At 52.2% G+C, this 15,585-nt stretch carries 11 protein-coding genes; all 11 read right to left on the bottom strand.

Annotated features, from left to right (window positions below):
* Window positions 1-165: 165 nt before the first annotated feature.
* The gene (locus tag KKH67_12760; GenBank protein MBU1320051.1) at window positions 166-2,403 is read right to left on the bottom strand and encodes a T9SS type A sorting domain-containing protein; all 2,238 of its coding nucleotides are present in this window, start codon (window positions 2,401-2,403) and stop codon (window positions 166-168) included.
* Window positions 2,404-2,414: 11 nt separating this feature from the next.
* Window positions 2,415-6,143, bottom strand: coding sequence for a S8 family serine peptidase (locus tag KKH67_12755; GenBank protein ID MBU1320050.1), 3,729 nt, complete (start codon window positions 6,141-6,143; stop codon window positions 2,415-2,417).
* A 146-nt stretch (window positions 6,144-6,289) separates the two neighbouring features.
* A complete protein-coding gene (locus KKH67_12750; GenBank protein MBU1320049.1) occupies window positions 6,290-7,186 on the bottom strand; it encodes an NAD(+)/NADH kinase in 897 nt (298 codons plus the stop codon).
* 134 nt (window positions 7,187-7,320) lie between these two features.
* Window positions 7,321-8,226, bottom strand: coding sequence for a polyprenyl synthetase family protein (locus KKH67_12745; protein ID MBU1320048.1), 906 nt, complete (start codon window positions 8,224-8,226; stop codon window positions 7,321-7,323).
* Window positions 8,204-8,458 (bottom strand): exodeoxyribonuclease VII small subunit, encoded by a 255-nt coding sequence (locus KKH67_12740; GenBank protein MBU1320047.1) that lies wholly within the window; start codon window positions 8,456-8,458, stop codon window positions 8,204-8,206. Before KKH67_12740 ends, KKH67_12745 begins: the two co-directional genes overlap by 23 nt.
* 47 nt (window positions 8,459-8,505) lie before the next feature.
* Complete coding sequence (locus KKH67_12735) at window positions 8,506-9,720, bottom strand: exodeoxyribonuclease VII large subunit (GenBank protein MBU1320046.1); 1,215 nt, start codon at window positions 9,718-9,720, stop codon at window positions 8,506-8,508.
* A gap of 94 nt (window positions 9,721-9,814) precedes the next feature.
* Window positions 9,815-10,579 (bottom strand): hypothetical protein, encoded by a 765-nt coding sequence (locus KKH67_12730; protein ID MBU1320045.1) that lies wholly within the window; start codon window positions 10,577-10,579, stop codon window positions 9,815-9,817.
* A 62-nt stretch (window positions 10,580-10,641) separates the two neighbouring features.
* Window positions 10,642-11,340, bottom strand: coding sequence for a cytidylate kinase-like family protein (locus KKH67_12725; protein MBU1320044.1), 699 nt, complete (start codon window positions 11,338-11,340; stop codon window positions 10,642-10,644).
* 223 nt (window positions 11,341-11,563) lie between these two features.
* Window positions 11,564-12,685: a molecular chaperone DnaJ gene (gene dnaJ, locus KKH67_12720; protein MBU1320043.1), complete on the bottom strand. Its 1,122-nt coding sequence runs from the start codon at window positions 12,683-12,685 to the stop codon at window positions 11,564-11,566.
* A gap of 3 nt (window positions 12,686-12,688) precedes the next feature.
* Complete coding sequence (locus KKH67_12715) at window positions 12,689-13,273, bottom strand: DnaJ domain-containing protein (protein ID MBU1320042.1); 585 nt, start codon at window positions 13,271-13,273, stop codon at window positions 12,689-12,691.
* A gap of 242 nt (window positions 13,274-13,515) precedes the next feature.
* Complete coding sequence (dnaK, locus tag KKH67_12710; protein ID MBU1320041.1) at window positions 13,516-15,414, bottom strand: molecular chaperone DnaK; 1,899 nt, start codon at window positions 15,412-15,414, stop codon at window positions 13,516-13,518.
* Window positions 15,415-15,585 lie beyond the last annotated feature (171 nt).

Here is a 15,585-nt window from a genome sequence, read left to right as displayed (position 1 = left end):
CTTGGATTCATACGAAACTTATGAAATTGGATACATGGTGTCAAGGTCATTGTTCTCCGGTTGAGCCAGCACAATTGCCCATTGTCTCATACGTTATTTGGAAGAGTGAGTTCCGAGGAGATGCCAGCCTGAAGTCCATCCGCAGATCTGATGCGCGATCGGGCTTTACTTCAGCAGCACCATTTTCTTGGCCGAGCGGGCATCATCGACAGTAAGGCGATAGAAGTAGACACCGGTGGCAACCTCTTCGCCGTAAGAATCTCTGCCATTCCACGTGAAGTGATGCACGCCGGGCTGCAGATCGCCCTCGACGAGAGTGGTCACAGCCTGACCGAGAGCATTGAAAATTCTGAGTTCTACAGGTCTGGATGCAGCATCTCCTCCGATAGAGAATTCAATGTGCGTGACATTGTTGAATGGATTCGGGTAGTTTTGAGACAGTGCGTAATTCGATGGCAGAATTGGTTGATTCGATGATTTATCGAGGATATAGTCGAACACCAGCACCGAGTATCTGTCGGACACCACCAGCCTCCCACCCGACACATCGATAACCTCAGCGAATCCGGGTGTCGAGAGGCGTGTCAGAATGTCCGGAGCACCAATATCCGAGACATCGAATACACCGACGCCGTCTTCACCAAGCGCGGCAAACATCAGGCTGTCATCCCAGTCGAACTCCAGATCAAAGACGTCATACTCCGGAAAAACCATCTCCAGTCTCGCTCCGACGAGGAAACCGCTCATCGAGCGAATATCCAGCCCCCGGGAACTGCCAACATAACAAATCGAATCTACGACCTCAATGCAGTAGGCCCTGCCATCCACATCGAATGATCCAACGAGCGGCGGCTCCAGGTGGCTCGATGGCGAAGTCACATCAAATATCTGACCGCCTCCTCCCTTGGTGGAAGCCGTATATAGATAACCATCGTGTCTCTCACCTGCAGTGAGCGGGGTTCTTGAGGGCGAGAACGTTGCTTCGATCACGAAGTAGTTGTCAGCTGGCGGATCACCCGGCAGCCCGAGTGTTATGACAGTAACACCGCTTGGGCCGAACGCAGTCAGCTCTATTGTGCCGCTATCACCCGGTTCGGCTTTGATATCGAGAATATCAGAAACAGCCAGCAGGCTTTTCCTGATGCCAAACTCGCAACATGGCTCATCGGAATACACCAAATGGATAAAGCTGTTCGCTGGAAGACTGTTCTCTGCGACGAATAGCACCGATCCAAGTCCTGTGACAAAAGAATACCGGGTAGATGAATTCACGAAGGTGAAGAACTGTGGGTATGTTCCGGTTCCGGCACGCCAGATAGACAGATCATCGTCGGCGCCTGCAATTGCAGCGAAGCTATCAATGAGCGCAACGCTCGATATGAGGTCCGCACCCGGATACTGCCAAACCTGATTCGGTTCAGCACCCTCGTCGATCGATATTATGTCAAACCCGCCAATCTTATCAGTAAGAAAAAGGTAATCACGATCGTTCCTTCGGCGGAAGTCGAAGCGGCCTGGCACATCTCTGTCATCAACAACGAACCTCGGCTCGTCAGATTCGAGATTGAACACGTAGAAATCCCCCATCAGATCATCGGCAAAGAGCAGATTTCCGACCACACTGACGCCAATAGCAGCCGACTCGGTCCGATATTCGCGCCCACGGAGTAGTTGCCCGGGTAGACCCACGTCGTAGGATATCACGCCCGAATCGCCATACGCAATATAGAATCGTTCATCGTCAAATGCTATGTCTCGCACCGGCTTGGGATAGAAGATGACATCGAACAGATACGGCTTAAGCGGATCTTCCAGACTGTAGATCAGAATGCCATTATAATCATCACCTGCGTATAGAAAATCTCCGACGAGTGCCACGGATGTCAAGTGGACACCCTCCGTGAGCATTGCGGAAATGTCCAGGTCGGACGGGTCACTGCGGTTGACAACATAAATTCCCTCGAATCCACAGGCAGCATAACCGGCAACCTCAGATGAAACATAGTCGAAAACGGTGTCTGCCAGCCTCACGCTCCCTAACTTGAGCGGCATATCCGAATGAGAGATATCTGCAATTGTAAGCAGGCCATCTCTTGTCAGTAAGTCCGCATTGTTCCCTCCGACTATCATGTTTACGTAGGGATAATCCAGGCTCAATTGAGACACAAGCTGGGGTGCTATGAAATCGACTCCCCCATCGTAAATCTGAAGGCCGTTGACCATCAACAGATATATCAAACCATTTTGATACTGAACATCCCGCACTGACCGCCACAGAAAGTCCGATTCGAGTGATACTCTCAGATTCGGCGAAAAGGTTTCGACCTCGCGTGCATCAGCGGATGCCAGCAGGAGGGGCAGCACGATCAATGCGGCGAGCGGCAGCAGAAGGGGTTTGGGCATTCGCATATTTGCTACTCGAGTTTCACCATCTTGCGGAGCTCAACATGTGAGCCTGCTTTCATGCGGTAGAAGTACACACCGGAAGCTACTTCGCTGTTCCTGTCGTCCATGCCGTCCCAATTGACAAAGTGTTTACCGAACTTGAGCGACTCGTCGAGCAAGGTCCGCACTTTCTGACCGAGAACATTGAATATCTCAATAGTCACGTCACTGGTTGATTCAATCTCGAAGTCTATCCGAGTACCGGAATTAAATGGGTTCGGGTAATTTTGTCCCAGAGTGAATTCCCCGGGCAACTGTTCGGGAGCAGGAAAATCAGCCGCAGTAATCAGAGTGTCGCGTGGCAGGATACCCGATCTTCGGCTATCATGTAAATACTGCCCCCACGGGATAAGTTCCGGATCGTAAGGTGTCTCAAGCTTCCATACATATACCTGACCATCATCGGATGTACATATCAAATCGAGCATATCGTCATTATCAACATCCGCAAGAATCGGCGTATGAATGGTCGAGGTCGCTATCAAACCGGCAAACGTGTAAATGGGCCAACCACTGAGTATCTGACCGTCATTGTCCAGCGCAAATATCCGCTCGTATGCGCTACCGGGAAAGACAGAGCCAGCCCTGACAACTACGTCAACATCTCCGTCTCCAGAGACGTCGCCCAGAACCGGGCACCCAAGCGCGCCAGACAGAGTCGCAAACCAGCTTCCATCCTCCGACAGGTTTGGCCGGTACGGTGTCCCGTCGTAACGTAGAACATATATCTCACCATCATTGAATGCAGAGGATATCGTGAAGACCAGGTCGGGATAGCCGTCATCGTCCACGTCCCCTGCAGCCGGATAATTCACGAGAAAATTGAGTCGATCGTTGAGATACACAGGCCAGCCCGGCAGGTAATTGCCGTCACCATCCAGAATAGCCGCGTAAACTGTGTCTTCTACCTGGGTGCGGCCGACTACTCCGATTTCATACTCGCCGTCGTTATTGAAATCCGCAATGCATCCACCGCGGAGTTTCCCCAACGAGGCAATCAGCGCCTCAGTATGGCCCCCTCTTGGCTGACCGTTCTTTGCTTGCCAGACATACAGTCCACCACCATGTCTCGCGGAAGAGAAACTCGCAATAACCTCAATCTCCCCATCATTCTCGAGATCAGTACTGAAAACAAACGGCACAATCGAACCGAAGAAGTAGCCCGCCTGAGTGCTCGCAAACCAGCCGTCGAGGCTTGCGAAATACGACATGCCGTTCGGTCGATAGGCGTACACTTCACCATCATCGGAAATCCAGAGGATTTCATGCTGACCGTCCGTATCTATGTCCGCCAGTAGTGGTGTAGAAAAACTGTTTGCCAGCAGCGCGCTCGGTATCTCCTTCGGAAAGCTGTCCATCTTGGCACCCCAGGCATCGAAGAGATTCAGGCCAAATTCGCTACAGACAGCAATCTCACTCAGACCATCGCCGTCTATATCGTAAGCTGACGGCGCACCATAGCAGTCAACACCATAGAGATTTGGCCAGCCGCAGCAGAAAGGTGTCCCGTCCGCTCTAAAGACCGCGATTCCCTCAGAAGTAGAGACTATCACTTCCGACGTATCATCGCCGTCAACATCGCACAATGTTGGAGCGTAATGAAGAGTTCCATTGAGCGGACCATGCTGAGGAAATGCGCCCATCAGCTTGTCCTGGATAGTAATCGGAATGTCCTCGCCGAACTCGCCGGATGATGTGACCAGAGTGACGCGCAAGGTATAATCGCCAGATATGAAGCGTCCCAGCGACGCCTCGCAGAGTAGTGAATCCACTACAACTCTAGTCGATGAGTAGATCTCATCCCAGTTGCTGGACGGCTCGATTGACTTAAGCTCAACTCTATACGATTCAAACTCCGGATCCAGAACGGAGCCGCGCACCGTCAGAAACCACAACACCGTCTCGCCCGACTGCGGCGAATTGACGGTGAACAATCTTTCCGGTGCCAACGTTAGCCGTCTGGAAGACGTTGCAGTTCCATCGACAGTAAGTCTAAGAGTGTAATCACCGGTTCGGCCTGATACGGGTAGCGTTCCGAGATAGCCACCAGTGACATTCGCAGTGCCGGAGGCAATCTGTTCCCAGCCATTCTGATCACGAGTCTCGCTCAGCTCGATTATATAGTCGCCGCCCGATGCAGAGAATGCATACCCAACAATGTCAACATCGGCAGTAACCATCTGACCACTGTATGGTGAACTGATTTTGGCCATCGTGCCATCAAGCAGGGAGAGCGCCGCCTCCAAATTCACTCGCCCATGGCCCGAATATCGATCCCATCCGTAAAACGACGTATCGGTGTTGCCGTAAGGAAAAATGTAGTCGTCCGCGCTCGTTGTGGTAATGTCCTGCAGCTCGTCAGGCGTAAGCCCAGGCGAGTGTGCCAGCAAAACCCCGGCAACCCCACAGACATGAGGCGCAGCCATGCTCGTACCGTCCGCCAGATAATAATAATAATCGATTATGCGAATCTCCGGCTCGCCGTTCTGCGCGTACATGTCGGTGCCCGCCGCGCGAAGAGAAAGAACATCGCGGCCAGGAGCAACGACATCTAACGAGTTGCCGATCGACGAGAAGAAAGTCACTTCGTCGTTGGAATTGCATGCTCCGACTGTCAGAACCACATCAAGGGATGCAGGGAACAAGATTCTATCATCACCGAAATTACCCGATGCCGCCACCGGAAGCACGCCGTTCGATCTCGCGTACCGCAGAGCTTCAAGAAGCGTCCTCGAACTATATGGGCTTCCCCAGCTCATATTGATTACATCCCCGCCTATCTCAACAGCATAAATAACAGCCAGCGATGCGATACTCATCAGCGCATTCGGAAAGATCTTAAGACCGACGACCTGTGCATCCTGACACACACCGGTAACACCGAGGCCGTTATTCGAGGTAGCGCCGATTATCCCCGAGCAATGTGTACCATGCCCCACACTATCCGACACGTCATTATCACCGACAATGATCTCTCCTATAGCCGTCTCGTCACCGGAGAAATCCCATCCCAGAACATCATCCACGAACCCATTGTGATCGTCATCTAAACCGTTGCCGGGAATCTCTCCCGGGTTGGTCCAGAGATTGTCAGCTATATCTGGATGGCCGGTATCCAGCCCCGTGTCGATTATGACGATCAACGGTCTGACCGTCGGATCGTTCGAGTTCCACTCCGCCTCAACGTGAATATCTGAGCCCGAAGCACCCTGCTTCAGCACGAGAACGTCATTGTTTGGTCCATCGATTCTGTCAATTCCAAGATAAGCCTGCCCCGTGTTGCGCAAGCCCCACTGTCTGGTTAAATAAGGATCATTCGGTATCTCGAACAGCTCAATCGGATAATCAGGCTCGGCGTATATAACGCCCGGCGTGCTGTTCAATTGCTGTAGTGTTGTTTCGAGATCTTCGGCGTCTTCCAATACGATCACTCTGTATAACTTATGCGGAAACTCAGCAATGGCTGATCTGTTACGAGATTGTTTCGCCGCACTCTCGATGAATAGAGCGGTCTCCTCTTTGATTAGCCTTCTATTCGACAGGTCCTGAATAGCATCAGTGTAGGGGGTTCGGTCGGCGCTACTGGATTCAGCTTCAAGCTTTACGATTATGCGGTCGAAGGTATCCGCACCATCTGCTGTGGTCGTACCGATGGACAAACCCACCACCGTCACCACAGCAATCATAAATGTTCTCATAATGAAATCCCTCCATGCGTTACGGCGGCGAGGGATACCCTCCATGACAAAGAAACTGCTTATGCCGGTATCTGTCAACCCAATAAACACATAGACACGGCAGAGTGAGTCATCCGTATAAGAAAACGACTGAATCGAGAGTTTGTTCAGTCACTACTGGAGGAATCGCGACTTGGAAGAACCCCCCAGTGCAACTTGGACCGAAGGACATGGTAGAATGAATTTTCCCGAAAACGCACAAGTCTGGTGTAGTAATGGGCTTTCCTGACCCGAACCCGATCACCCTTCATGAGCCGTCTGGATACTTGGCCGTCAATAGTCATCACTGCGACATCGGTATGGGATGTTATCTCGAGAGTCAGCACCTCTCCGGCATCGAAAACAAGAGGCCGAGACGCAAGAGAGTGCGGCGCAATAGGTGTCGCGATTATAGCATCCATTTCGGGATTGAGGATAGGTCCGCCAGCCGCCAGTGAATATGCTGTTGAACCGGTTGGCGTCGCCAATATCAATCCATCAGCCGCATAGGAGCAAATGTAGTCTCCGTTTGAATATAGAGCCATATTTATCATGCGGATGTCGTTTCGACCAACGACTACGTCATTGAGCGCGTAGTACTCTTCCTCTTCCTCTTCATCAGCATCTGCTATTCCTGCTGTGAGAACCATTCGTTCCTGAATCTCGTAGTCGTCTTCGATCAAGCGCTTAAGTGTAGTCTCGAGGTCATTCGGTGTCTGGTCAGTCAGGAATCCGAGGCTTCCGATGTTGATTCCGAGTATAGGTACACCGGAATCACCCAGCAGGCGGGCTGTTGCCAGCAGGGTACCATCCCCGCCCATCGAGAGAATCGCATCGGAGGTCGCAGCGAGCTGGTCGCGCGGCACCACGACATCGGAGTCGGTAGCGGAAGTCGACATTTCATCGCAGAGGGCCACCGGTACATTGTGTTTCCGGCACCACTGAGTGAGCCTGAGCAGGACAGCTTCAGCACCCGGTCTCTGCAGGTTCGCGATTACTCCAAGTCTTTTGATAATCGGACTCATCTGAGATACTCACCTTATGTGCAGCATGCTGCCATTGATTTCTCTCCGCTGAAGATAATCAATTTGGTTTGATTTTGAAGAACTTTTTCGGCACAGGCACCACTCTGACCACCCATGACTCTTGGTGATGAGGCTCAGGAATCACGCTTCAAAATGAATTCGGCAACATACTCGAAGATCGCGCTTTCGTTCCCCAGCACCTTCACTTCACTGACAGCATCCGCAATCAGTTGTGAGGCAATATCCCGTGATGCCTGAAGGCCCACGACTCGGGGATATGTCGCCTTCGCGTTCTTCTCGTCTGAACCGATGTCCTTTCCAAGCTTCTCCTGAGAACCAGTTACATCGAGAATATCATCGACTATTTGAAATGCAAGACCGATTTTGGAACCGTACGAGGAGAACATGGAAATACTCCTCTCATCTCCATCCGCAAGAATTGCACCCAATTTCAGCGCCACTTCGATCAGGGCGGCTGTCTTGTTGCGATGGATATATTCTATCTGTTCGCGTGAGATATCCTTGCCCTCGGCCTCGACATCGGCTACCTGCCCCGCAAGCATCCCGGAAATGCCGATAGCTTTGGAGACCTCAAGCACCGCTCTCGGATTCCGCGTCTCTGCGAGAAATTGAAATGCGAGCGCATGCAGAGCGTCACCGGCAAGCACGGCAATCGCATCGCCGTACTGCTTGTGCAACGTCGGCCTGCCTCGCCTGAAATCATCATCATCCATACAGGGGAGATCGTCATGGATCAACGAATATGTATGAATCAGCTCCAGCGCGCAGGCTGGTTCCAATATGTCGGCAGGGGAATTCCCGAATGACCGATAGGACAGCAGCGCAAGGATCGGGCGAAGCCTCTTGCCGCCTGCATTGAGGCTGTATTGCATCGCAGAGACCAGAGTGGCAGGTATGCTGCCATCTTCGGGGATGACGGTCGCCAGGAACTCGTTCACTCTCTCGGTCAGGTCCTCGATGACTGCGCGGCAATCGGAAGCTGTCTTTGGAGGATGTTCAGTCGCCATCCTCTTCCCCATCGAGATCTTCGAGGCTGAATCCACCACTGCCGGACTCGGTGAGCTTCTTGACCTTCTTCTCAGCATCCGATAGCTTCCTGGCCAGATCGCGCGAAAGACGTATCCCCTCCTCGAAGAGCTTCAATGCCTCCTCAAGTGGCACCTCTCCCGACTCCAGACTCGCGACGCTCTTTTCAAGCTTCTGCAGGGTCTCTTCGAATGACTCTTTATTTTTCACTTCAGATTCTACCATGATCCATTCCGCAAAAAAGGGTTTTACAGCAAATTTACAAGAAGAATCTACTCCTTCGCGGTCTTCCGCACCTCTCCGAGAATCGCTCCCTCGGCAAGTTCCACTCGGATTTCGCCGCCGATCTTCACCTGATCGATGCTGCGGACAACTCCCATGTCAGGAACCGTTCTGCAGACAGCGTAGCCTCTCCTGAGGACTTCTCTGGGAGAAAGAGCTGCAAGCTTCTCATCTGCAATTTTCAGACGATTCTGATATCTCTCGATCTTCAGATTAGCTGCCTTGACAAGCCTCGAGTAGAGCTCATCAACGGTCTGCGCCGGGCCTCGCAGGAGTTCCTCCGGTCTACGAAGAAGATAGCTTGTACCAGCAGATTTCAGCCTGTGCCGCATCGAATCGAGCGTTTTTAGGATCGCCATGTGTAGTTGATCGCCAAGCCCGGCTATCCGACCGGCGATTTCCCGAGAGTCAGGCACGGCTAATTCAGCCGCAGCGGAAGGTGTCGGCGCACGGAGATCGGCCACGAAGTCTGAAATGGTGAAATCGATCTCATGACCTACAGCAGAAATGATTGGGATTTCCGATTCGAATATCGCCCGCGCGACGACTTCTTCGTTGAACGCCCAGAGGTCTTCGAGCGAGCCCCCTCCCCGACCGACAATTAACAGATCTACTTCGCCGTATCTGTTAAATAATCGAATTCCATTCGCGATTTCGTTCTCGGCGCCAGGGCCTTGCACAGCGACCGGACAAAGTATGATCCTGCAGGATGGCATCCTGCGGCGGATGACACTGATCATGTCGCGTACCGCCGCCCCCGTCGGAGATGTGATGATTCCTACAGATCTTGGGAATACCGGGATCGGCTTCTTGTATCGTTCGTCAAAGAGCCCTTCTTTCTGGAGACGCTCTTTCAGTTCCCTGAGTTTCACCTCAAGCTGGCCGATTCCTTCCTCGACAATCCATTTGACATTGAGTTGATACCGTCCGCGCAGCTCGTAAACATTTACATCGCCGTAGAGTATCACTTTCAATCCATCTCGGAGTTGCAGCTTGATTCCGGCTGCTGTCCCGCGCCAGAGCGTGCATGGCATCTCGGCTTTGTCGTCTTTGATCGTGAAATAGTGGTGCCCCGATGAATGCCGCAGATAGTTCGATATCTCGCCACTCACCCAGACATCGACAAACTCGCCTTCAAGCAGATTCTTGATCTTGCGAGTGATCTGAGAGACAGTCAGTACAGGAGTATCTTGAGGTTGCTTCATCTAATCTCGCTATGATAGACGCATGTCATCGCTTGCCGAGTGGCTGTAGTTTACACAAGAACCGACGATCAGTCAATCATTCTTTGGTTGCAGGTCAGGATCCCTGCCTGATCGAGCAGAGCGATGAGCAGGTCCGAACGAAGTGAGGAGATCCTGACACCTTCCCTGTAAACCGCGATCGCAGATCGCGGCCACGCAACCCTTGAATCGGCAGTGTTTGATTAGAGATATCACTCATGAAAACACGTGCCTTACGAGGCGTGAACTTGAAACTCAAAGTCTTTGCCTCTCGCGCTATTTCATCTCCGGTGGCCGGATCGAGAAGTCGCGCCCGTATTTCAACAGACACAGCAGTGTCTATACAAATCGTCGGGAACGGCGGAGTAGCTGAGGTAAGCAGACGGTAGCTGGTAGGGGTAAGCTTCCCCTCCTCGTACCAGAGATCCCACTGACGGATGGGGGTTCCATGGTAATGTCCTTCGAATTGTGGGTAGTCTTCTCTCCACCGTTCATTGAGCTCTCGCCAGTCAAGTGGACGACCACAGTACGAACTGTCCAAACAGGTCCCATGAAAACATACACTGTCTATGACGAACACTGGTATTGTATCAACACAGCTCGTATCCACAGCCTCTCCAATGAAGGACACATTGATGTACAATTGTGGTCCATCTGTGGCGTATGCGAAGCCTTGGAATTCGACTACGTAGCGGTCAAACATTGTGATCGGTTGACCGCGCTTGTCCGGATTGAACTCGGTCCACTGGGCGGTCCGGCAGCCGGCCATAACGATGCCAATCAGCAAGCCGAGCAAAACCACCTGCCCGTTCTTTCCGAAGAAGCGGGTGCTAATGTGCATAACGCACACTCCCGATTGCATCATAGTATTTACGAATCTGAGCCGGGTGCCCCACAGACGGTCTACTCCCGCCGCAGCTTCTCGAATTTTGCGCCGATGGCTTTGATCGCTATCTTGACTGCATCTTCGATATCTATGAATCCTGTATTGATGACCAGATCATAGTAGTGCGGATCGTTGATGTCATAGCCGAATCCGTTCTTGATGAACTCCGCCCGTTCTTCATCGGATTTCGCAACTGCCTCTTGCGCAGCCTTTTTGTCGACATTTGCGAATTCCATTATTCTCTCAACGCGACGGCGTTCCGGCGCAACAACTCTGATATGAAAACCGGTCTGGAGAGTCAGCACGAAATTCGCACCACGCCCTATAACCACAAGCCCGCCGTGGCGGGCAAGCGCGATAATAGTGTGATGAAGATGCTTGAAATAGTCAGATGAATCGACATAGTGATCGTGCATAAGTCCCTCGACCCATGATTCGATCTGCGATTTCGTCTTCTCATCGAGCGCCTCTACTACTCTCCTGCGAAAGCCGGAATTCGAGCAGATGATATCGATCACCTGTCGGTGCGCGAGCTGGAAATCGAACTCTTCAGCAAGCCGTCGCGCCAAAAAGCTGCCGCTTGATCCGCGTTCTCGCGAGACCGTGATGATCGGCAGGACCTCCTTCGATTTCGGAGCAGCCTGCTCCTCTCTCGCTTTCTTCTCCAGCTCCCATTTCTTGATTTGACGATCAATCAGGACTTCGATATTGGTCATGTTATTACCCTTTGTTGATGGATCATTTCCATACTCAATATGGTATGGAATGGCTTGTGCTGCAAGAGAAAAGTGGATTTCCGTAAGGAAGGGATTCCTGACGGCGCGATGCCCCAGGGTCGAGTGGCCGCGATCTCTGATCGCTGTTTACACAGCACGTTTCACGCAAGATCGACATGTCATCATCGCGAGAAGCGACGCGACGTGGCGATCTCAATGTCGATCAGACTTCGGCGTGTTCAGCAGTCTTAAGCTTGTCGATCATCTCCTGCTCCTCAGCAGTCGGCTTCTCAGGAATCCTGATCTTGACAACAACATACTGATTGCCGGTTCTCCCGCCTGACGATATCCCTATCCCTTTCAAACTGAATTTCCTACCATCGACCGTCATCGGAGGTACTCTTACAGCCGCCCGTCCGCGCAGGGTCCTGACTTTTATTTTGGTACCCTTAACTGCATGCTCCAATTTAACAGGCACTTCGCAGACTATGTCATTGCCCACCCTTTTGAAAAAGCTGTCAGCTTTGACCCTTACCGTGACGATCAAATCGCCGCTTGGACCACCCGATGGTCCGGGCTGGCCAAGCTTCTTGAGCCTCAGTTTCGATCCCGACTCGATACCCGCCGGAATCTTGATCTTGACAGTCTGCGCTGCAGGCTTCCGCCCGCTGCCGCCGCATGCTGAACAGGGAGTTGAAATGTACTCGCCGCGTCCAAGACATGTCGGACAGGGTCTTGTGACAGAAAACGCACCTTGTGACTGCGACACCATGCCGGTACCTCCGCACTGCGGGCAAACAGTCTTCCCCTTGCTCGGATCGGCACCGGTGCCACCGCATGTATCACAATTGACTTCATGCTTCAGCTTGACGGTCTTCGTGACGCCCTCGACCATCTCGGCAAATGAGATATTCAGTGTAAGCGCAAGGTCATTTCCCTTTCGCGGTCCTGCCGGCTGCCGTGATCTCTGCTTGCGGCCGAAGCTCATTCTGTCGCCAAAAAGCGCCGAGAATATGTCACCCATCGACCCGAGGCCGCCGAGGTCTTCAGAATTGAAATTGAAACCACCACGCCCCTGGCTGAATTGACCGAATCCTCCTGGAAATCCGCCTCCTCCAAAACCGCCGGCTCCGAATCTCCTCATCTGATCGTATTGCTCACGCTTTTTGGGATCAGACAATACATCATAGGCCTCGGAAATGCCCTTGAATTTCTCCTCGGCTGCTTTGTTGCCCTGGTTGACATCTGGATGATATTTCTTTGCGAGCTTTCGATAAGTCTTCTTGAGTTCATCATCCGATACATTCTCAGCGACTCCGAGTATCTCATAGTAGTCCTTTGGCATCTCTCACCTATATCCAATCGTGATGTATACTATCTGCTCCGATAGGTCCCTTCTCAACAGTGTACCATCGGGAGTGTTCTTTGGTACTTCGAGTTCGACTTCTCTGTAAGAGGTCGTCGAACCGTCACCTCCGCATTTCTCGCATTTCAGCCAGGCAATCGCTCCAAATCCCCTACAGCTCTTGCACTCCATAACGAGCGGTACATCGAGGTTTGTGCACTTGTCGAAATCTGTGAACCGCTTGTCGATCACCAGATCGAACAGGTCCTTCTTTCTGATTCCGGTCAATCCCTTGACATACTCTAGAGCATCGTCGAACAAATCACGCACCGATCTCTCAAACAGGACCACGCTCTTCGATCCAATGTAACTTCTGTATCGATGCCGGTACTGCTCGTTCCGAGGCTCATCAATAAGCGTCTCGTATGCATCCTGCAACTCGGCGAACTTCTCGTGTCCACCATTGCCTCCGCTGCGATCGGGATGAACCTCTTTCGCCCTTCTGCGATAAGCATCATTGATGGCTGCAGTGTCGGCATTCGGAGAGACTCCGAGAATTTTGAAGTAGTCTCTGAATTCGTCAGTCATTGCGATTCTCCCGCCCTCAAGTTAGCGAATCAACTCGCGGCGTCAAGTGAATCGCCGTGAAATCTGTTCCTTCATCTGCACGGACCTCTACCCCAACCAATCTGCGCGGGCAGGGACCCTTCCTGCCCGAATCCCCGATAGGCTGAGCTGTCAGGAAAGGGTTCCTGACAGCGCTGGCATCTGTGTGCAGCAGATATGGACAGGCCTCCTGAGTCCCGAAGGATCCGCCGCGCGCGGAGCTATCAGTCGTTCACCACTTCGAAATCGGCATCGACGGTCTTGCTTTCATCTTCAGAAGAGCTCGGTCCGGCTCCCGGTTGTGAGGCCTGCTGCTCGCTTGCCTTCTGATACATCGCCGAGGAAGCCTCATGCCACACCTTCTGCAGGTCTTCCGATGCAGACTTGATCTCATCGGTGTTCGAGCCCTTAAGAGCTTCCTTGACGCGGCCTACAGCAGCTTCGATCTTAGCCTTCGCATCAGGATCGAGATTATCTTTGAAATTGCCAAGGTTCTTCTCGGTTTCAAATACCAGTTGATCTGCTCTGTTTCTCGTATCGACCTCGGCACGGCGCTTCTTATCTTCACCCTCGTGCTGCTTGGCGTCATTGACCATTTTATCGACATCCTTCTCGGTCAACCCGGATGAGGCTTCGATGCGAATCTTCTGCTCCTTGCCCGTAGCCTGGTCTTTCGCAGAGACATTCAGGATGCCATTGGCATCGATGTCAAAAGCGACCTCGATTTGAGGTATTCCACGCGGAGCCGGAGCTATTCCGTCAAGGTGGAACCGTCCGATAGTCTTGTTATCGATCGCCATCTCTCTTTCACCTTGAAGCACATGAATCTCAACAGTTGTCTGACTATCAGCAGCGGTCGAGAATATCTCAGACTTTTTCGTCGGGATAGTGGTATTGCGTTCGATCAGTCTCGTTGCGACACCGCCCAGGGTTTCGATCCCAAGCGATAGCGGAGTGACGTCGAGAAGCACCACATCTTTGACGTCGCCGGTCAGCACACCGCCCTGAATTGCTGCACCGATTGCAACGACTTCATCAGGATTCACACCCTTATGCGGCTCTCTGCCAAAGAACTCCTTCACCGACTCCACAACCTTCGGCATGCGAGTCATGCCACCGACAAGTACAACTTCTTTGATATCGGATACCTTCAGCCCGGCATCTTTGAGCGCGTGCGAGCAGGGTTTGATGGCCCGTTCGATCAGATCGTCAACCATCTGCTCATATTTAGCGCGCGTAAGCGTTAGATTCAGATGCTTGGGACCGTTCTGGTCTGCCGTCACGAAAGGCAGATTGATACTCGTCTCAACGGTTGTCGAAAGCTCTATCTTCGCCTTTTCAGCAGCCTCTTTTAGACGCTGCAATGCCATCGGGTCTTTCGAGAGATCAATTCCCTGCTCTTTCCTGAACTCGTCGACGAGCCAGTCAATAATCCTCTTGTCGAAATCATCACCGCCAAGATGCGTGTCGCCATTGGTCGAAAGCACCTCGAAAACACCGTCGCCGATCTCGAGGATCGATATGTCGAACGTGCCGCCACCAAGGTCATACACAGCGATCTTGCCGTCTTTCTCCTTGTCGAGGCCGTACGCCAGCGATGCTGCGGTCGGCTCGTTGATGATTCGCTGTACATTCAATCCGGCAATCCTGCCGGCATCTTTCGTCGCCTGCCTCTGCGAATCGTTGAAATAGGCCGGGACAGTGATGACAGCTTCCGTTACGGTCTCACCGAGATAGTCTTCAGCGGTTTGTTTCATCTTCTGAAGAACCATTGCGGAAATCTCCGGCACCGCATACTGCTTGCCGTCGATGTCGATCTTGACCTCACCATTATTGCCCGTCACCTTGAACGGATAATTCTTGATCTCTTCGGTAACTTCGGAAAGTTTCCGTCCCATAAATCGCTTAGCCGAAAAAACAGTATTCTTCGGATTAGTCACAGCCTGACGCTTGGCGATCTGCCCGACAAGACGCTCGCCTTTGTTCGTGAACGCGACAACAGAGGGCGTCGTGCGCGCGCCTTCGCTGTTCTGGATAACAACCGGATCGTTGCCCTCCATGACGGAGACACACGAGTTTGTCGTCCCGAGGTCGATCCCGATTATCTTCTTGCTCTTTGCCATTTCTAGAGCCTCCTATTACCAGGTTTTATCTTCAAATTGCGTATCTTCTCATAGAAGCCGGCCAAGAATTCAATCACTGGCCTCGCTTCCTCGCTGCTCATGCTAACTGGATTCACATTTGAAGAAGGGACGCTTCCTGCGTCAATGTCTCGCTGTGATCCAGCAGAGACG

This window comes from Candidatus Zixiibacteriota bacterium, assembly GCA_018820315.1.
In the GTDB taxonomy this organism is placed as follows: domain Bacteria; phylum Zixibacteria; class MSB-5A5; order JAABVY01; family JAHJOQ01; genus JAHJOQ01.
This window is presented reverse-complemented; position numbering and strand designations above follow the sequence as displayed.

Bases quoted from the DNA above. Each gene is read 5' to 3' on its own strand.
- KKH67_12755 (MBU1320050.1), bottom strand. From the start codon at position 6,143: ATGAGAACATTTATGATTGCTGTGGTGACGGTGGTGGGTTTGTCCATC.
- dnaK (MBU1320041.1), bottom strand. From the start codon at position 15,414: ATGGCAAAGAGCAAGAAGATAATCGGGATCGACCTCGGGACGACAAAC.
- KKH67_12740 (MBU1320047.1), bottom strand. From the start codon at position 8,458: ATGGTAGAATCTGAAGTGAAAAATAAAGAGTCATTCGAAGAGACCCTG.
- KKH67_12745 (MBU1320048.1), bottom strand. From the start codon at position 8,226: ATGGGGAAGAGGATGGCGACTGAACATCCTCCAAAGACAGCTTCCGAT.
- KKH67_12715 (MBU1320042.1), bottom strand. From the start codon at position 13,273: ATGACTGACGAATTCAGAGACTACTTCAAAATTCTCGGAGTCTCTCCG.
- KKH67_12730 (MBU1320045.1), bottom strand. From the start codon at position 10,579: ATGCACATTAGCACCCGCTTCTTCGGAAAGAACGGGCAGGTGGTTTTG.
- KKH67_12735 (MBU1320046.1), bottom strand. From the start codon at position 9,720: ATGAAGCAACCTCAAGATACTCCTGTACTGACTGTCTCTCAGATCACT.
- dnaJ (MBU1320043.1), bottom strand. From the start codon at position 12,685: ATGCCAAAGGACTACTATGAGATACTCGGAGTCGCTGAGAATGTATCG.
- KKH67_12750 (MBU1320049.1), bottom strand. From the start codon at position 7,186: ATGAGTCCGATTATCAAAAGACTTGGAGTAATCGCGAACCTGCAGAGA.
- KKH67_12760 (MBU1320051.1), bottom strand. From the start codon at position 2,403: ATGCCCAAACCCCTTCTGCTGCCGCTCGCCGCATTGATCGTGCTGCCC.
- KKH67_12725 (MBU1320044.1), bottom strand. From the start codon at position 11,340: ATGACCAATATCGAAGTCCTGATTGATCGTCAAATCAAGAAATGGGAG.